Consider the following 16,399-nt stretch of genomic DNA (forward strand, 5'->3'; position numbering starts at 1 on the left):
CCCAAGCGCCCCTCCCCCGCCGCGCCAGGCACAGGCCGATGCCGGCAACCTGTCTGGCTTGGGATCGGGCGCTCCCCCAATCGTGGCGCGCAATGTCCCGGCGGGAGAGAAGGCTGAAGCCGCCCCAAAGTGACGGGTTCAACCCTCGATTGAGCGACTTCCCAATCGGCCTTCAGTCGCCGCTGTAGCATCGGCATCAGGCCTTCTGGACAACAGTGAACATTGCAATGACACGAGTACGCATGATTCAGGATCCAGCGACCGGTAAGGTCTGGGGTACACGATGTGACCGAGGTACTGTCGAAGTCACCTCTGGAAGCCCTGGGAAGCTGAAGTCACAGTTGAAAGACTTCCCGAGTCCCGACGAGGCACTGAAATGGGCCATCAAACAGGAGTGGTCGCGGCTGAAAAAGGGCTTCGTACTGGTAAACCCTGTCGCCGAGGCTGGGCAACCGAGCATGCACAGGTACATCGGCGGTGGCTATACGGGGGCACTGACGATTGCCGGGCGCCATGGCAGGATGGTGACCAACCGTTATCAGGATGAGGATGCGTCTGGTGCAGCGACCGACATGCTGCTGCTCGTTGGTGACGACGCCGGGATCCTCCATGATTGGCGACCCGGCAAAACGGACCTTGCATGGTCGGCACTCCCTGCAGATGACGGCAAAGGGTTCCTGATCCGACTCGACTCCGGCATTTACCTTTGGCCATCCGATGGCCGTACTCCCCAGCGGATCAGCGATGCAACGGTGATGTCATCGCCGTTCCTGACAACCTCAAACGGATACGTCGCGTGGCATGACGGTGATCATGTAACGGTAATGAGACTCGCCGATGGACAGCGCTTCCTGCAGTTGGCACGTACCCCAGCGATGGTGGGTGGGCATTCGAGGCAGATGATGGGCGCGCTCTCTCCGGATGCCACGACGCTAGCCTGCTGCGCCACTCCCGGTGAGATCGAGTGCATCGATATTGCTCAAGCGGATACTGTCCGCCGACATCGAAGTGACTTCGAAATGATCACCAAGATGGAGTGGAGTGCCGACGGGCGTTGGATGCTGGCGTTGGAGCAGTATGGAAAATGGCGCCTATTGTGCCTGGATGCGGCAACGGGAGAATGCCGTCCCGGGTGGCCGAAGTTCGCTGACATGACGCGAACTGACTTTGCGCTGGATAGCGATAGCAAGCGACTCGCCATCCTGCACCGTGGACATATTGCCCTTCATGACTTCACGGATATGAGGGAAATTCGACGCTTTCCCGTAGATCATGTGGTCCGTACCGCGCATATTGCATGGACGGGAGACAATGCCATTTCGGTGCGCACCGACTATGGATGCCTTTCCACATATGCGATTTGATCCGGCGCACACCCTGGTAGCCGCCAACCTTGGTTGGCGCCCTCCTGCCAACCAAGGTTGGCATCTGCCAGAGCGCCCCTACCCCGGCAGGTACAGGTCCACGTAGTCGGTCACCGGCATCGCGGCCAGCGCCACCGGGTCCAGCGATGCGGCCAGGATGCGCTGCTGCTGGGCGGTCGGGAAGCGGTGGGCCAGGTGCCGGCGGAACTTGTCCATCAGCAGCGGAATGCCTTCCTCGCGGCGTCGGGCGTGGCCGAGTGGGTACTCCACCAGTACCTCCGGCAGTTCGGTGCCATCAGCGAAGCGCACGCTCAGGCCGTTGGCGATGCTGCGCTTGTCCGGGTCCAGGTAGTCGGCGCTGAGCCGTGGATCCTCATGGCAGGCCATCTTCGCGCGCAGGGCGTCGATGCGTGGATCCGCCGCCACGTCGTCCTCATAGTCCTCGGCCACCAGCCGCCCATGCAGCAGCGCGATGGCGACCATGTACTGCACGCAGTGGTCGCGGTCGGCCGGGTTGTGCAGCGGCCCCTGCTTGTCGATGATGCGGATGCAGGCTTCCTGGGTGCGGATCGCGATGTGCGCGATGTCCTCGACCCGCCGCCCCGTCGCACGCAGCTGCTGGTGCAGCGCGATCGCTGCCTCCACCGCGGTCTGGCCGTGGAACTCGGCCGGGTAGCTGATCTTGAACAGCACGTTCTCCATCACGTAGCTGCCCAGCGGTCGCCCCAGCGTCAGCCTCTGGCCATGCATGGACACCGCCTCGAAGCCCCAGGTCGGCGCGCTCAGCACGCTGGGATAGCCCATCTCGCCGCTGGCCGCCATCAGCGCCAGGCGCACGCCACGGCTGGTGGCGTCGCCAGCCGCCCAGCTCTTGCGCGAACCGGTGTTGGGCGCGTGCCGGTAGGTGCGCAGCGCCTGGCCATCGACCCAGGCCAGCGACAGCGCATTGAGCATGCGTTCGCGATCCAGACCGAGCAACTGCGCGACCACTGCGGTGGTGGCCACCTTGACCAGCACCACGTGGTCCAGCCCAACCCGGTTGAAGGAATTCTGCAGGGCCAGCACGCCCTGGATTTCGTGCGCCTTGATCATCGCCAGCAGCACGTCATGCAGGGTCGGCGCGGGGCGATGCAGGGCCTGTGCGTTGCGCCCCAGCCAATCGCAGACAGACAGGATGCCGCCCAGGTTGTCCGACGGGTGGCCCCATTCGGCGGCCAGCCAGGTGTCGTTGAAATCCAGCCAGCGCACCATCGCGCCCAGGTTGAAGGCCGCCTGCACCGGGTCCAGCACGTAGTGCGTACCCGGCACGCGCGCACCGTTGACCACACTGATACCCGGCACCAGAGGACCGAGCAGCTTGCTGCAGGCTGGGAAGGACAGCGCTTCCAGGCCACAGCCCAGCGTATCGAGCAGGCAGTGATGTGCGGTCTGGAACGCCAGGGGTGAATCGATGCGCGCGTCGCGCACGTAGTCGACGATGTCCACCAGCAGCGCATCCCACGCTGCACGCTCGTTGGATGGAATGGGGTTGCTGGACATCGTCGATCTCCTCATTGCGGTGCACGGTTGCCCGTGCACCAGGCCAACCAAGGTTGGCATCTACCAGAGCACTACTCGGCCGGTACCCGCACCTTGCCTTCCATCAGCACGCGGGCGCTGCGGCTCATGATGGCCTTGGTCACCGTCCACTGGCCGTCAACGCGTCCGGCCTGCGCGCCCACGCGCAGCGTGCCGGAGGGATGACCGAAGGTCACCGATTCGCGTTCGCCACCACCGGCGGCACGGTTGACCAGGGTGCCCGGAATCGCTGCTGCGGTGCCGATCGCCACGGCGGCAGTTCCCATCATCGCGTGGTGCAGCTTGCCCATCGACAGCGCACGCGCATGCAGGTCGATCGCCGACGCCGGAATGGCCTTGCCGCTGGACGAAACGTAGTCCTGTGCCGGCGCCACGAAAGCCACCTTCGGCGTGTGCTGGCGGGTCGCCGCGTCTTCCAGGCTCTTGATCAACCCCATGCGCAAGGCGCCGTAGGCGCGGATGGTCTCGAACTTCTGCAGCGCAGCCTTGTCTTCGTTGATCGCCGGCTGCAGCTCGGTGCCGGTGTAGCCCAGGTCGGCGGCGTTGAGGAAGATGGTCGGGATGCCCGCGGTGATCATCGTCACCTCGAAACTGCCCACGCCGGGAACATCGAGGGTGTCGACCAGGTTGCCGGTCGGGAACATCGCGCCCGCATCGCCGTCATCGGACGGATCGATGAATTCCAGCTGGATCTCGGCGGCCGGGAAGGTCACGCCGTCCAGCTCGAAATCGCCGATCTCCTGCACTTCGCCATCGCGCATCGGCACGTGGGCGATGATGGTCTTTCCGATGTTGGCCTGCCAGATGCGCACGGTGCACAGGCCATCGCGCGGTACGCGGGCCGGATCGATCAGCCCATTGGCGATCGCGAACGGACCCACTGCAGTACTGAGGTTGCCGCAGTTGCCGCTCCAGTCGACGAAGGCGGTGTCGATCGAGACCTGGCCGTACAGGTAGTCCACGTCGTGGTCAGGCACCGAGGCGGTGGAAATGATCACGCACTTGCTGGTGCTGGAGGTGGCGCCGCCCATGCCGTCGGTCTGCTTGCCATACGGATCGGGCGAACCGATCACGCGCATCAGCAGCGCATCGCGCGCGGCGCCGGGCACCTGCGCGGCCTCGGGCAGGTCCTGCAGGCGGAAGAACACGCCCTTGCTGGTGCCGCCGCGCATGTAGGTGGCGGGAATACGGAGTTGCGGGAGGAAGGTCATCGTCGAATCCACGCGTTTGAATTTCAGGAAATGTCTTGCATCAGTGCGACAAGGCCACGGTCAACGCACCACACACGCATGATGTCCACGCGGTCCGGTAGATCGAGGTAATAGACGAGGTAGCGTTCGAAGCCCGGAACCAGCATGAAGCGCAACGGCACCGGCAGCTGTGCTGCAAGATCGGCGTGCCGGGTGGAACCCGAGCCTGGAAACACCGCGATGCGTTGAAGCGTGGCCTCCAACTCGGCGAGAAAGCGCCGACCCAGTACCAGGCCACCCTGCCGTGCGAACCACAGCGCGGCATCGGCTGCGTCGGCTTCGGCCCGGGGCCTCCATTCAATCGCCTTCACGCTCCATCCTTTCGGTCAGTTCGCGACGCATCCGCTCGAATGTAGCCGCTGTCACCGGAACGGCAGGCCCCGACGCCAGCCCCTCGGCAATCAGCTGCTTGAGCAGTTCTTCGGCCTTGCTGCGCTGACGCTGGCGGATCAGATCACGCACATAATCCGACGTACTGGAGTAGCCGCCTTCGCGCACTTCCTCGTCCACGAACTGCTTGAGCGGATCGGTCAGCGAAATGTTCATGGTGGCCATGAAACTCTCCTTTGGCAGTTTTTGCCAAGTCAGTGTGCGCCCCGTCCTGGTATCGGACAAGCCCGCCCCCGGCGGCCGGGGGGCAGGCATTCAGCACGGCATCACGCCACCTTGGCGCCTTCCAGGAAGTCCTGGGCGAAGCGCTGCAGCACGCCACCGGCTTCGTAGATCGCCACTTCCTCGTCGCTGTCCAGCCGGCAGGTGACCGGCACGATTACGTCCTGGCCGTCGCGGCGGTGAATGACCAGGGTCAGGTCGGCGCGCGGGGTGCGCTCGCCGATCACATCGAAGGTCTCGGTGCCGTCAATGCCCAGGGTCAGGCGGGTGGTGCCCGGCTTGAACTCCAGCGGCAGCACGCCCATGCCGATCAGGTTGGTGCGGTGGATGCGCTCGAAGCCTTCGGCCACGATCGCCTCCACGCCAGCCAGGCGCACGCCCTTGGCGGCCCAGTCACGCGAGCTGCCCTGGCCATAGTCGGCACCGGCAATGATGATCAGTGGCTGCTTGCGATCCATGTAGGTCTCGATCGCTTCCCACATGCGCATCACCTTGCCTTCCGGCTCCACGCGCGCCAGCGAACCCTGCTTCACGCTGCCGTCGTCGTTGCGCACCATCTCGTTGAACAGCTTCGGGTTGGCGAAGGTGGCACGCTGCGCGGTCAGGTGGTCGCCGCGGTGGGTGGCGTAGGAATTGAAGTCCTCTTCCGGCAGGCCCATCTTCGCCAGGTACTCGCCGGCGGCACTGGACGCCAGGATGGCGTTGGACGGCGACAGGTGGTCGGTGGTGATGTTGTCCGGCAGCACCGCCAGCGCGCGCATGCCAGACAGCGTGCGCTCACCGGCCAGTGCGCCCTCCCAGTAAGGCGGACGGCGGATGTAGGTGCTCTGCGGGCGCCAGTCGTACAGCGGGCTGACCGCCGCACCGTGCTCCACGCGCACGTTGAACATCGGGTTGTAGACGCGGCGGAACTGCTCCGGCTTCACCGAGGCCTTCACCACCGCGTCGATCTCGGCGTCGCTCGGCCAGATGTCCTTCAGGCGCACCTCGTTGCCGTCGGCGTCCACGCCCAGCACGTCCTTCTCGATATCGAAGCGCACGGTGCCGGCGATGGCGTAGGCGATCACCAGCGGCGGCGAGGCCAGGAAGGCCTGCTTCGCATACGGGTGGATGCGGCCATCGAAGTTGCGGTTGCCCGACAACACGGCGGTGGAATACAGGTCACGGTCGATGATCTCCTGCTGGATCGCCGGATCCAGCGCGCCACTCATGCCGTTGCAGGTGGTGCAGGCGAAGGCGACGATGCCGAAGCCGAGCTTTTCCAGGTCCGGCAGCAGGCCCGCCTCTTCCAGGTACAGCTGCACCGCCTTCGAGCCCGGCGCCAGCGACGACTTCACCCACGGCTTGCGCAGCAGGCCACGCTCGTTGGCCTTGCGCGCCAGCAGTGCGGCGGCGATCACGTTGCGCGGATTGGACGTATTGGTGCAGCTGGTGATGGCGGCAATGATCACCGCGCCATCGGGCATCAGCCCCTGCGCCTGCTCGGCCTTGCCCGCTTCCAGCTTGGCTTCGTCGGCGATGCCGCGCTCGGCCAGCTCGGCGGTCGCCACGCGCTTGTGCGGGTTGGACGGGCCGGCCATGTTGCGCACCACGCTGGACAGGTCGAAGCGCAGCACGCGCTCGTACTGCGCGGTGGCCAGATCGTCAGCCCACAGGCCGGTGGTACGGGCGTAGTTCTCCACCAGCGCCACCTGCGATTCCTCGCGGCCGGTCAGGCGCAGGTAATCGATGGTCTGCCCGTCGATGTAGAACATCGCGGCGGTGGCGCCGTATTCGGGGCACATGTTGGAAATGGTGGCGCGGTCACCGATGGTCAGTGCCGCAGCACCCTCGCCGAAGAATTCAAGATACGCACCCACCACGCGTTCCTTGCGCAGGAACTCGGTCAGTGCCAGCACCACGTCGGTGGCGGTGATGCCCGGCTGCGGCCTGCCGGTCAGCTCGACGCCGATGATGTCCGGCAGGCGCATCCACGAGGCACGGCCCAGCATCACGTTCTCGGCTTCCAGGCCGCCAACACCAATCGCGATCACGCCCAGCGCATCCACGTGCGGGGTATGGCTGTCGGTACCCACGCAGGTATCCGGGAAGGCCACGCCGTCCTGCACGTAGACCACCGGCGACATCTTCTCCAGGTTGATCTGGTGCATGATGCCGTTGCCCGGCGGAATCACGTCCACGTTCTCGAACGCCAGCTTGGTCCAGTCGATGAAGTGGAATCGGTCTTCGTTGCGGCGATCTTCGATGGCGCGGTTCTTCTCGAACGCCTGCGGATCGAAACCACCGCACTCCACTGCCAGCGAGTGATCGACGATCAGCTGCACCGGCACCACCGGATTCACCTTGGCCGGGTCACCGCCCTTGTCGGCGATCGCATCACGCAGGCCGGCCAGATCGACCAGCGCGGTCTGGCCGAGGATGTCGTGGCACACAACGCGTGCAGGGAACCACGGGAAATCGAGGTCGCGGCGGCGCTCGATCAGCTGCTTCAGCGAATCGCCGAGCGTGGCCGGATCGCAGCGGCGCACCAGGTTCTCGGCCAGCACGCGCGAGGTGTACGGCAGGGTGGCATAGGCGCCGGGCTGGATCGCATCGACGGCGGCACGCGCATCGAAATAGTCCAGCGCGCTGCCGGGGAGGTTCTTGCGGTAATCGGTATTCATGGGCTGGCGGAGTGCTTGGGGCGGGCCGGGTGCCGGCGGTGCGGCGGCGAAAGCATCCGGCCGGCACGCGGCCGGCCGGATGGGTACAGCAGGTGGATCAGACGCGCTTGTCGATGGCGACGAAGTCGCGGTCTTCCGGACCGATGTAGTTGGCGCTCGGGCGGATGATCTTGCCGTCGATGCGCTGCTCGACGATGTGCGCGCTCCAGCCGGCGGTGCGGGCGATCACGAACAGGGGAGTGAACATCGCGGTCGGCACGCCCATCATGTGGTAGCTGACGGCGCTGAACCAGTCCAGGTTCGGGAACATCTTCTTGATGTCCCACATCACCGATTCCAGGCGCTCGGCGATGTCGTACATCTTCATGCTCGACTGCTCTTCGGACAGCTCGCGGGCCACATCCTTGATCACCTTGTTGCGCGGATCGGAGACGGTGTAGACCGGGTGGCCGAAACCGATCACCACTTCCTTGCGCTCAACGCGCGCCTTGATGTCTTCCTCGGCCTCATCCGGGTTGTCGTAGCGCTTCTGCACTTCGAACGCCACTTCGTTGGCGCCGCCATGCTTCGGGCCGCGCAGCGCGCCGATGCCACCGCAGATCGCGCTGTACATGTCGCTGCCGGTACCGGCGATGACACGGCAGGTGAAGGTCGAGGCGTTGAACTCGTGTTCGGCGTACAGGATCAGCGAGGTGTGCATCGCCTTCACCCACGACTCCTGCGGCTTCTCGCCGTGCAGCAGGTGCAGGAAGTGGCCACCGATCGAGTCGTCGTCGGTTTCCACGTCGATGGCGCGGCCGTTGTGGCTCCAGTGGTACCAGTACAGCAGCATCGAACCGAGGCAGGCCATCAGCTTGTCGGCGATGTCGCGCGCGCCCGGATGGTTGTGGTCGTCCTTCTCAGGCGCCACGCAGCCGAGCACGGACACGCCGGTGCGCATCACGTCCATCGGGTGCGCCGACGGCGGCAGTTCTTCCAGCGCCGCCTTCACCGCGGCCGGGATGCCACGCAGCGACTTCAGCTTGGCCTTGTAGGAAACCAGCTCGGCGCGGGTCGGCAGCTTGCCGTGCACCAGCAGGTAGGCGATTTCCTCGAACTCGCTGGTGTTGGCCAGGTCCAGGATGTCATAGCCACGGTAGTGCAGATCGTTGCCACTGCGGCCCACGCTGCACAGCGCGGTGTTGCCGGCAGCGGTGCCGGACAGGGCGACGGACTTCTTCGGCTTGAAGGTCGGGGTTGCGGTCGTATCGTTCATGTTTCCCTCCGAAAACTTGATGGTGCAGGGTACTGCTTATTTCTTGGCGGCGAACAGTGCATCGAGCTGCTGCTCGAACGCGTGGTAGCCGATGCGGTCGTAGAGTTCTTCGCGGGTCTGCATGGTCTCGACCACATTGCGCTGGTGGCCATCACGGCGCACCGCCTGGTAGACGTTCTCGGCGGCCTTGTTGGCGGCACGGAACGCCGACAGCGGGAACAGCTGGATGGCAACGCCGGCCGAGGCCAGTTCATCGCGGCTGAACAGCGGGGTGGCGCCGAATTCGGTGATGTTTGCCAGCACCGGCACCTTCACCGCGTCGACGAAGCGGCGGTAGGTATCCAGGTCGTAGGCAGCCTCGGCGAAGATGCCATCGGCACCGGCCTCGACACAGGCGATGGCGCGCTCGATGGCCTTGTCCACGCCGTCCACCTGGATGGCGTCGGTGCGTGCGATCAGGAAGAAGCCCGGATCGGTCTTGGCATCGGCGGCGGCCTTCACGCGGTCGACCATTTCCCCCTGCGAGACGATCTCCTTGCCCGGACGGTGGCCGCAGCGCTTGGCGCCGACCTGGTCCTCGATGTGGCAGGCGGCTGCGCCGGCCTTGATCAGCGACTTCACGGTGCGCGCGATATTGAACGCGCTCGGGCCGAAGCCGGTATCGATGTCGACCATCAGCGGCAGGTCGCAGACATCGGTGATGCGGCGCACATCAACCAGCACGTCTTCCAGGGTGTTGATGCCCAGGTCCGGCAGGCCCAGCGAGCCCGCGGCAACGCCGCCGCCGGACAGGTAGATGGCGCGGAAGCCGGCGCGCTTGGCCAGCAGGGCGTGGTTGGCGTTGATCGCGCCGATCACCTGCAGCGGCGATTCGGCAACCAGCGCCTCACGGAAGCGGGCACCGGCAGAGAAAGGGGCGGAAGCAGTCATGCGGCAATCCAGGTTGAAGAACGGATGGGTAGGCGCAAGCACCATGCCAAGCTGCAAGCAGTTGATTTCACGGGGATGACCGGCATGCAGCAGTGAAACAAATGAAACATTGAAACAGATGTATCATGAAACACCCCACCCGGACCCGCCGCCATGTATCTGCCCCGCTCACCCCTGCGCCATGCAGATGCCGACCCCGGCCGCCCGGTGATCTGGACGGTCAGCGTCTCGCGGCTGACCGGCCTGCTCGGCGACGTCATTCCCGAGTTCGACCGCCGCGCGCGCATCGAGCAGATCAACCTCGGCTTCGAGGAAGCGGTGGAGGTGATCGGCCAGCGCCTGCGTCGCGAGCACTGCGATGTGGTGATCGCGGGTGGCTCCAACGCCGCCTGGCTGCGCGGCCGGCTGGAGCTGCCGCTGGTGCCGATCCAGGCCAACGGCTTCGACCTGATGGAGGCGCTGGCCCGCGCCCGCCGCATCGCCAGCCGCATCGGCCTGGTCACCCACGCCAGCGACGTACCGGTGTTCAGCAACTTCCAGCAGAGTTTCGGCCTGGATATCGAGCATCGCCGCTTCGTCACCCGCGAGGACGCTCGCGACTGCATCGCCGACCTGCGCGCCAACGGCATCGAAGTGATCGTCGGCACCGGCATGGCCATCGACCATGCCGAGCAGGCCGGCCTGCCCGGGGTGCTGCTGTATTCGGCCGACTCGGTGCGGCAGGCGTTCGAACATGCGCTGGAACTGACCCAGACCCTGGCACGTTCCGGCAGCAACCGCCCTGCCCCGCGCCGGCGCCCGGCAGCGCGTGCCGATGCGCATGAACTGCTCGGCGACAGCGACGCGATGGCGCAGGTGCGCGCGCAGATCGCGCTCTACGCCCCACATGACAGCACCGTGCTGGTCAGCGGCGAAACCGGCACTGGCAAGGAACTGGTGGCGCGCCAGCTGCACGCCGCCAGCGGTCGTCGCGGACGCTTCGTGGCGCTGAACTGCGGCGCGATCAGCGAATCACTGCTGGAAGCGGAGCTGTTCGGCTACAGCGATGGCGCCTTCACCGGCGCACGCCGTGGCGGCCGCGTTGGCCTGGTTGAAGCCGCAGACGGCGGCACCCTGTTCCTGGACGAAATCGGCGAACTGCCGCTGCCGCTGCAGACCCGCCTGCTGCGCGTGCTGGAGGAACGTGAAGTGCTGCGCGTGGGTGCCACCGAACCGACGCCGGTGGACCTGCGTGTGGTCGCCGCCACCCTGCAGTCGCTGGAGCAGCGCGCGGCCGTCGGCAGCTTCCGCCGCGACCTCTACTATCGGCTGGCAGCACTGCGCATCGTGCTGCCGCCGCTGCGCGCCCGACGCGGCGACATCCCGCTGCTGGCGCAGCATTTCTTCCGCCAGCTGCGTGGCATCGACGCGCCATTGGATGAGGATACGCTGGCGGTGCTGACCGCCGCCGAGTGGCCCGGCAACGTGCGTGAGCTGCGTAATCTGGTGGATCGCCTGCGCATCCACTGGCAGCCAGGAGAAGGCCTGATTGATGCTGCACGACTGCTGCAGTTGGCCCCCGAACTGGTGAATGAGGGCGCTGCAGCATTGCCGGTGGAAAGCAACGGCAAGCGCCCGCCGCGTGCGCAGCTGGAGACGCTACTGCAGAAACATCGCAATGATCGCGAGGGGATGGCGCAGGCGCTGGGCGTCTCACGCACTACGCTGTGGCGCTGGCTGCGCGCGGAGGGGTTATAACCACTCGTTGCCTGGTGGGTGCGAACCTTGGTTCGCAACGCTCTTCCGTCAAGCATCTCATCCACGCATGGCGTGGATCTACCGGAACATACCAAATGCTACAGACGCGCTCCGGCTGCGTGCGGACGAGGAACGCTCACCGTGCCCAACGCGCCTCGATGGCGAACCGACCGCTCCCTACCGCCGCAACCCATAGCAGCAGCACGCCCAGCGGCACTTCGCTCAGGTAGAAGAACCAGCTCAGCCAATCGGGCACGCTCAATCCCGCCGGAATGCGCGCGATGCCATCAGTCATTGCGGCCACCGCACAGATGCCCGCCAGCAGCAGCGCCGAGGGGCGGCTCAACAGACCCAGCACCAGCAGGCCGCCGGCGATCCATTCGATCGCACCGAGCACCGGCGCACTGAATATCGGGAACGGGATGCCCGCATCAACCAGCGTATGCACCATGCGCTCGCGCCCTGCGTCGGTAAACACCTTGTTCCAGCCGGATACGCAGAACATCACGCCGGCGACGATGCGGGCAAGCAGCAGCAGGAAGGCTTCCATGCCGCGGCGTGGCGGCGGCACGGCAAACAGGCAACGCCAAGAGGGCATGGCGACTCCGGAAGTCGAGGGCATCCAGCCGAGTGTGCCGGTCGCTGGCCTGCTCGCAGATGAAGCGAACCCGTCGGTTCGCGACAATCTGCTCCTGTAGCGTCGCCAACCAAGGTTGGCGGCTACCGGGGCAGCTCGGCGTCCAACACCATGCGGAAATACACCACGCGCTCGGTTTCCTCGAAACCACACGCACGATGCGCGGCATGCGCCTGTACGTCTTCCACGCGACTGTCAGACGCCAGCTCGCTGCAGCCGGCCGTGCGCGTCCACGCCTGCACTGCCGCCAGCAGAGCGCGGCCCACGGCGTGGCCCTGCCACTGCGGCTGCACGTACCAGCCTTCCAGGAAGCCGACCGGCGAAGACTCGGTGCCATTCACGTAGTCGTGGCGCAGGCGCACTTCGGCGAACCCCACCGCTTCGCCACCGGCCAGACAGGCAAGGAATACCGCGCCTTCGGCATCGGCCAGCGACTCCGCCAGTTCCTCCAGCGGATCATCGGCATCGGGCCACAGGCCGAGACGCAACTGCGCCCACGCGGCCACATCGGCCGGCGTGGCCTGGCGGATCGTGGGCACACTGTCGATCACGGGTACAGCAGGCGCTTGCTCCAGCGCCCTTCGGCACCGGCTTCATAGCACCAGCGTTCATGCAGGCGGAACTGCGCGCCGTACCAGAACTCGATACGGTCAGGCACCACCCGCAGGCCGCTCCAGCCGGCCGGGCGCGGTACGTCCTTGCCCTCGAAACGGGCTTCGATTTCGGCCACGCGCGCGTCGAATTCCTCGCGGCTTGCCAGCGTCTTCGACTGTTGCGAGGCCCACGCACCGATCTGGCTCATGCGCGGGCGGCTGGCGAAATAGGCATCGGCCTCTGTGTCTGCCACCTGCTCGACACGGCCTTCGATGCGCACCTGGATGCCAGCCTCGCGCAGGCTGCGCCACAGGAACAGCAGTGCGGCCTGCGGATTGGCCTGCAGTTCCTGGCCCTTGTGGCTGTCCAGGTGGGTGTAGAAGACAAAGCCGCGCTCGTCGAAGGCCTTCAGCAGCACGGTACGCGCCGAGGGACGGCCCTGCGCATCGGCGGTGGCCACGGTCATCGCGTTCGGCTCGACCTCGCGGCTCTGTTTGGCCTCTTCGAACAGGCCGGCAAACGTGGACAGGGCTTCGGCGTACAGGTCGCTCATGATTGCGTTCTTCTCACACGGATTGGGCTATTGTGGCTGCATGGCCGCTGCTGCGTATATGCCCCAGGCGAAAGGATTCCCCGAAACATTGGCCGAACAGGCGCTGGACGATGCACTGGCCAGCGGTGCAGCGGTTCCAGTATTGGCGATCAGCGGCCTGCAGGGGAGCGGCAAATCGACGCTGGCTGCGCAGGTGGTGGCGCGCGCCCAGGCACGCGGCCTGAACGCGGCCACGCTGTCGATCGATGACGTCTACCTGACCCGCGCACAGCGCCAGCGACTGGCGCGCCAGGTGCACCCGCTGTTGATCACCCGCGGCCCGCCGGGCACCCATGACCTCCCGCTGGCCCACGCCGTGCTGGACGCGGTGGCCGCACGCCAGCCTTTCGCGATGCCGCGCTTCGACAAGCTGGCCGATGAACGCCTGCCCGAAGCGCAATGGCCGCAGCTGCAACAACCGCTGGACCTGCTGGTATTCGAAGGCTGGTTCCTGGGCACGCCTGCGCAGGATGACGACGCGCTGGACAGCCCGCTGAACGCGCTGGAGCGCGAGGCCGACACCGATGGCCGCTGGCGACGCTGGTGCAACCAGGCGCTGGCCCGCGACTACCCGGCACTGTGGCAGCGCTGCAACCGCCTGTGGTTCCTGCAGCCACCGGATTTCTCGGTGGTGCCACGCTGGCGCTGGCAGCAGGAGCAGAACCTGCAGGCCGCGCAGCCGGGCCGGCACGGCATGAGCCGGCCACAGCTGGAGCGTTTCGTGCAGTACTACGAGCGGGTCAGCCGGCAGGCGCTGCACGCCCTGCCCCCCCTCGCCGACCATGTGGTGGTGCTGGACGGCCAGCGCCAGGTGCAGGACGTGCGCTGAGCGCGACTACTCCACCAGGAAGGTCACCCGCAGGTTGACCCGCCATTCGGTGATCTCGCCGCTGCCGTTGGTGACCACCTTGGTCTCGTTCACCCAGGCGCCCTGGATGCCCTTGACCGTCTCGGAGACCTTCTTCAGCCCGCTGCGCACGGCGTCTTCCACGCTCTTCGGCGAGGAGGCGGTGATTTCGATGACCTTGGCGACCGTCATGGCCTGTACTCCGGCTGGCGCGGGAGACCCCGCAGGAACGCCTACCCTGACGTGAAGAACGTAAAGGCCGGGGCACGGAGGTGTTAGCATCAGAGGGCATGAATCCTGCTCCGAACCTGATCCTGATCGGCCCGATGGGCGCCGGCAAAACCTGCATCGGCCGCCGCCTGGCCGAGCGTTTCACGCTGGATTTCGTCGATGTCGACCAAGCCATCGTCGATGCCGCCGGCGCCAGCATTCCGACCATCTTCGAGCACTCCGGCGAAGCCGGCTTCCGCAGCCATGAACGCCAGGCGCTTGCGCGGGTGCTGGAAGGCCGCGGCCAGCTGGTCTCCACCGGTGGTGGCGCCGTACTGGATCCGGACAACCGCGCACTGATCGCCCGGCGCGGCTTCGTGGTCTATCTGCGGGTGAGCGTGGCCGAACAGCTCGAGCGCCTGGCCCGCGACAAGGGCCGGCCGCTGCTGCAGCGTCCGGACCGCGAGCAGGTGCTGCACGATCTGGCCGCACACCGCGACCCGCTGTACCGCGAACTGGCCGACCTCACCCTCGACACCGACCCGTATACCGCTGCCGATGCGACCGCCCAGCTGGTGGTCAAGCTGGCCACGCAATGGCAGCGCCAGGACCTGACCGCATGACCTCCCCCGCCCTGCTGCAGGTCGCCGTTGGCGGCGACCGCCCCTACTCCATCACCATCGGCGCCGGCGCCCAGGCCGACGGCACCGCGCTGGCCTCGCACGTGCGCGGCCGTCATGTGCTGCTGCTCAGCGACAGCGAAGTCGCCCCGCGCTATCTGGCATCGGTCAAACAGACGCTGCTGGCCGCACGCGCGGACCTGATCATCGGCGAGCACGTGCTGGCCGCCGGCGAGGCCTCCAAGACCCTGGCCGAGTTCGGCCGCGCGATCGAAGCGCTGGCCGCGCTCGGTGCCACCCGCGACGCCTGCGTGTTCGCCCTCGGCGGCGGCGTGGTCGGTGACCTTGCCGGTTTCGCTGCCGCCTGCTGGATGCGCGGCGTGGACTGCGTGCAGCTGCCGACCACCCTGCTGGCGATGGTCGATTCGTCGGTGGGCGGCAAGACCGCCGTCGACATCCCGGCCGGCAAGAACCTGGTCGGCGCCTTCCATCCGCCGCGTGCGGTCATCGCCGATACCCGCGTGCTGGCCACCCTGCCGCCTCGCGAGCTGCGCGCCGGCCTGGCCGAAGTGGTGAAGTACGGTGCATTGGGTGATGCGGTGTTCTTCGAGTGGCTGCAGCAGCATGCCGATGCGCTGCTGGCCGGCGAGGATGCGGTGCTGGCCGAGGCCATCGCGCGCAGCTGCCGGCACAAGGCCGCCATCGTCGAGCGCGACCCGTTCGAGAAGGGCGAGCGTGCCCTGCTCAACCTCGGCCACACCTTCGGCCACGCCATCGAGACCGAACAGGGCTATTCGGCCCCAGGCCGCGATGCGCTGAACCATGGCGAAGCGGTGGCGGTGGGCATGGTGCTGGCGGCGAAGCTGTCCACCGACCTGGGCCTGGCCGACGATGCCGACCGCGCACGCCTGCAGGCCCTGCTGGAACGCCTCGGCCTGCCGGTGGCGATCCCGGCCGGGCTGGACCCGCAGGCCCTGCTCGGCCGCATGCGCCTGGACAAGAAGAACGTGGCCGGCCGCCTGCGCCTGGTGCTGTGGCGTGGCATGGGCCGCGCTGAAGTGGTGCCGGACGTGGATGAAGCGGCGGTGCTGAAGGTGCTGTCGGCCCGGTAGTGCCGGCCGCTGGCCGGCAATCCTGCCGCGCAGCCTGGTAGTGCCGGCCGCTGGCCGGCTTCCCCGTTGATGACGTTGCTGGCCAGCGGCCGGCACCACCACGTTGCGGCAGGGGTCACCCGTGCCCCGCTACAATCGGCGCCATGCACGTCTACCTGCAACATCCCGACGCCGGTGCGCAGGCACCGCGCTTCCTGCGCCTGAGCCTGCTGCCGGACCTGTTCGGCGGCTGGGAGCTGCTGCGCGAGAGCGGCCGCGTCGGCAGCCGCTCGCAGCTGCGGCGCGAGCTGTTCCTGCAGGCCGACGAAGCCCGCCACGCCTTCGAGAAGGCCCGCGATGCTGAACTGCATCGCGGCTTCCAGATCCTTTCGCACGGCGACTGACGCCGCTGCTCCTCC

Annotated in this window: 17 protein-coding genes; 6 read left to right on the plus strand and 11 right to left on the minus strand. The window is 66.6% G+C overall.

The window, feature by feature from the left end; all coding sequences use genetic code 11:
- Positions 1-341: 341 nt before the first annotated feature.
- The gene (locus ACUZUJ_RS16670) at positions 342-1,364 is read left to right on the plus strand and encodes a WD40 repeat domain-containing protein (RefSeq protein WP_458220279.1); all 1,023 of its coding nucleotides are present in this window, start codon (positions 342-344) and stop codon (positions 1,362-1,364) included.
- A gap of 78 nt (positions 1,365-1,442) precedes the next feature.
- Here the strand turns inward: ACUZUJ_RS16670 and ACUZUJ_RS16675 are convergent, their stop codons facing one another.
- The 7 genes from ACUZUJ_RS16675 to prpB form a co-directional block, all read right to left on the minus strand.
- A complete protein-coding gene (locus tag ACUZUJ_RS16675; protein WP_049443016.1) occupies positions 1,443-2,903 on the minus strand; it encodes a bifunctional 2-methylcitrate dehydratase/aconitate hydratase in 1,461 nt (486 codons plus the stop codon).
- A gap of 71 nt (positions 2,904-2,974) precedes the next feature.
- Positions 2,975-4,153 (minus strand): 2-methylaconitate cis-trans isomerase PrpF, encoded by a 1,179-nt coding sequence (prpF, locus tag ACUZUJ_RS16680; RefSeq protein ID WP_049443015.1) that lies wholly within the window; start codon positions 4,151-4,153, stop codon positions 2,975-2,977.
- 23 nt (positions 4,154-4,176) lie between these two features.
- Positions 4,177-4,503, minus strand: coding sequence for a type II toxin-antitoxin system RelE/ParE family toxin (locus ACUZUJ_RS16685; protein ID WP_049443014.1), 327 nt, complete (start codon positions 4,501-4,503; stop codon positions 4,177-4,179).
- Positions 4,490-4,747, minus strand: a complete 258-nt coding sequence (locus ACUZUJ_RS16690) for a type II toxin-antitoxin system ParD family antitoxin (protein ID WP_006384133.1) — start codon at positions 4,745-4,747, stop codon at positions 4,490-4,492. Before ACUZUJ_RS16690 ends, ACUZUJ_RS16685 begins: the two co-directional genes overlap by 14 nt.
- 101 nt (positions 4,748-4,848) lie before the next feature.
- Positions 4,849-7,467, minus strand: coding sequence for a Fe/S-dependent 2-methylisocitrate dehydratase AcnD (acnD, locus tag ACUZUJ_RS16695; protein WP_101765928.1), 2,619 nt, complete (start codon positions 7,465-7,467; stop codon positions 4,849-4,851).
- 97 nt (positions 7,468-7,564) lie between these two features.
- Entirely contained in the window at positions 7,565-8,722 is a 1,158-nt protein-coding gene (gene prpC / locus ACUZUJ_RS16700) for a bifunctional 2-methylcitrate synthase/citrate synthase (protein ID WP_014038133.1), read from the minus strand.
- A 36-nt stretch (positions 8,723-8,758) separates the two neighbouring features.
- Positions 8,759-9,652, minus strand: a complete 894-nt coding sequence (gene prpB / locus ACUZUJ_RS16705; protein ID WP_049443047.1) for a methylisocitrate lyase — start codon at positions 9,650-9,652, stop codon at positions 8,759-8,761.
- A 153-nt stretch (positions 9,653-9,805) separates the two neighbouring features.
- On the opposite strand from prpB, the gene prpR reads away from it, so the two are divergent.
- The gene (gene prpR / locus ACUZUJ_RS16710; protein ID WP_049443012.1) at positions 9,806-11,389 is read left to right on the plus strand and encodes a propionate catabolism operon regulatory protein PrpR; all 1,584 of its coding nucleotides are present in this window, start codon (positions 9,806-9,808) and stop codon (positions 11,387-11,389) included.
- 136 nt (positions 11,390-11,525) lie between these two features.
- Here the strand turns inward: prpR and ACUZUJ_RS16715 are convergent, their stop codons facing one another.
- The 3 genes from ACUZUJ_RS16715 to pdxH form a co-directional block, all read right to left on the minus strand.
- Positions 11,526-11,987 carry a DoxX family protein gene (locus tag ACUZUJ_RS16715; protein WP_049443011.1) on the minus strand — a complete coding sequence of 154 codons (462 nt, stop codon included), beginning with the start codon at positions 11,985-11,987 and terminating at the stop codon, positions 11,526-11,528.
- Positions 11,988-12,109: 122 nt separating this feature from the next.
- Positions 12,110-12,577, minus strand: coding sequence for an aminoglycoside 6'-N-acetyltransferase (aacA, locus tag ACUZUJ_RS16720; RefSeq protein ID WP_049443010.1), 468 nt, complete (start codon positions 12,575-12,577; stop codon positions 12,110-12,112).
- Positions 12,574-13,173 carry a pyridoxamine 5'-phosphate oxidase gene (gene pdxH / locus ACUZUJ_RS16725; protein WP_049443009.1) on the minus strand — a complete coding sequence of 200 codons (600 nt, stop codon included), beginning with the start codon at positions 13,171-13,173 and terminating at the stop codon, positions 12,574-12,576. The genes aacA and pdxH overlap by 4 nt, the downstream gene beginning before the upstream one ends.
- Before the next feature lie 40 nt (positions 13,174-13,213).
- Here pdxH and ACUZUJ_RS16730 point away from each other — a divergent pair, with 40 nt between their 5' ends.
- Complete coding sequence (locus ACUZUJ_RS16730; protein ID WP_049443008.1) at positions 13,214-14,041, plus strand: kinase; 828 nt, start codon at positions 13,214-13,216, stop codon at positions 14,039-14,041.
- 6 nt (positions 14,042-14,047) lie between these two features.
- Here ACUZUJ_RS16730 and ACUZUJ_RS16735 read toward each other — a convergent pair whose 3' ends face one another.
- Positions 14,048-14,251 carry a dodecin family protein gene (locus tag ACUZUJ_RS16735; RefSeq protein ID WP_005410663.1) on the minus strand — a complete coding sequence of 68 codons (204 nt, stop codon included), beginning with the start codon at positions 14,249-14,251 and terminating at the stop codon, positions 14,048-14,050.
- A 98-nt stretch (positions 14,252-14,349) separates the two neighbouring features.
- On the opposite strand from ACUZUJ_RS16735, the gene ACUZUJ_RS16740 reads away from it, so the two are divergent.
- The 3 genes from ACUZUJ_RS16740 to ACUZUJ_RS16750 all read left to right on the plus strand — a co-directional run bounded on the left by ACUZUJ_RS16740 (position 14,350) and on the right by ACUZUJ_RS16750 (position 16,384).
- Positions 14,350-14,892 (plus strand): shikimate kinase, encoded by a 543-nt coding sequence (locus ACUZUJ_RS16740; RefSeq protein ID WP_014648049.1) that lies wholly within the window; start codon positions 14,350-14,352, stop codon positions 14,890-14,892.
- Complete coding sequence (gene aroB, locus ACUZUJ_RS16745; protein WP_049443007.1) at positions 14,889-16,001, plus strand: 3-dehydroquinate synthase; 1,113 nt, start codon at positions 14,889-14,891, stop codon at positions 15,999-16,001. The genes ACUZUJ_RS16740 and aroB overlap by 4 nt, the downstream gene beginning before the upstream one ends.
- Before the next feature lie 143 nt (positions 16,002-16,144).
- Positions 16,145-16,384 carry a WGR domain-containing protein gene (locus ACUZUJ_RS16750; RefSeq protein WP_014038141.1) on the plus strand — a complete coding sequence of 80 codons (240 nt, stop codon included), beginning with the start codon at positions 16,145-16,147 and terminating at the stop codon, positions 16,382-16,384.
- Positions 16,385-16,399: the final 15 nt, after the last annotated feature.

It is taken from the genome of Stenotrophomonas sp. S4, assembly GCF_054187805.2.

Coding starts and splice junctions, on each gene's coding strand:
- ACUZUJ_RS16675 (WP_049443016.1), bottom strand. CDS start 2,903: ATGTCCAGCAACCCCATTCCATCCAACGAGCGTGCAGCGTGGGATGCG.
- prpF (WP_049443015.1), bottom strand. CDS start 4,153: ATGACCTTCCTCCCGCAACTCCGTATTCCCGCCACCTACATGCGCGGC.
- ACUZUJ_RS16690 (WP_006384133.1), bottom strand. CDS start 4,747: ATGGCCACCATGAACATTTCGCTGACCGATCCGCTCAAGCAGTTCGTG.
- acnD (WP_101765928.1), bottom strand. CDS start 7,467: ATGAATACCGATTACCGCAAGAACCTCCCCGGCAGCGCGCTGGACTAT.
- prpC (WP_014038133.1), bottom strand. CDS start 8,722: ATGAACGATACGACCGCAACCCCGACCTTCAAGCCGAAGAAGTCCGTC.
- prpB (WP_049443047.1), bottom strand. CDS start 9,652: ATGACTGCTTCCGCCCCTTTCTCTGCCGGTGCCCGCTTCCGTGAGGCG.
- prpR (WP_049443012.1), top strand. CDS start 9,806: ATGTATCTGCCCCGCTCACCCCTGCGCCATGCAGATGCCGACCCCGGC.
- ACUZUJ_RS16715 (WP_049443011.1), bottom strand. CDS start 11,987: ATGCCCTCTTGGCGTTGCCTGTTTGCCGTGCCGCCGCCACGCCGCGGC.
- pdxH (WP_049443009.1), bottom strand. CDS start 13,173: ATGAGCGACCTGTACGCCGAAGCCCTGTCCACGTTTGCCGGCCTGTTC.
- ACUZUJ_RS16730 (WP_049443008.1), top strand. CDS start 13,214: ATGGCCGCTGCTGCGTATATGCCCCAGGCGAAAGGATTCCCCGAAACA.
- ACUZUJ_RS16735 (WP_005410663.1), bottom strand. CDS start 14,251: ATGACGGTCGCCAAGGTCATCGAAATCACCGCCTCCTCGCCGAAGAGC.
- ACUZUJ_RS16740 (WP_014648049.1), top strand. CDS start 14,350: ATGAATCCTGCTCCGAACCTGATCCTGATCGGCCCGATGGGCGCCGGC.
- aroB (WP_049443007.1), top strand. CDS start 14,889: ATGACCTCCCCCGCCCTGCTGCAGGTCGCCGTTGGCGGCGACCGCCCC.
- ACUZUJ_RS16750 (WP_014038141.1), top strand. CDS start 16,145: ATGCACGTCTACCTGCAACATCCCGACGCCGGTGCGCAGGCACCGCGC.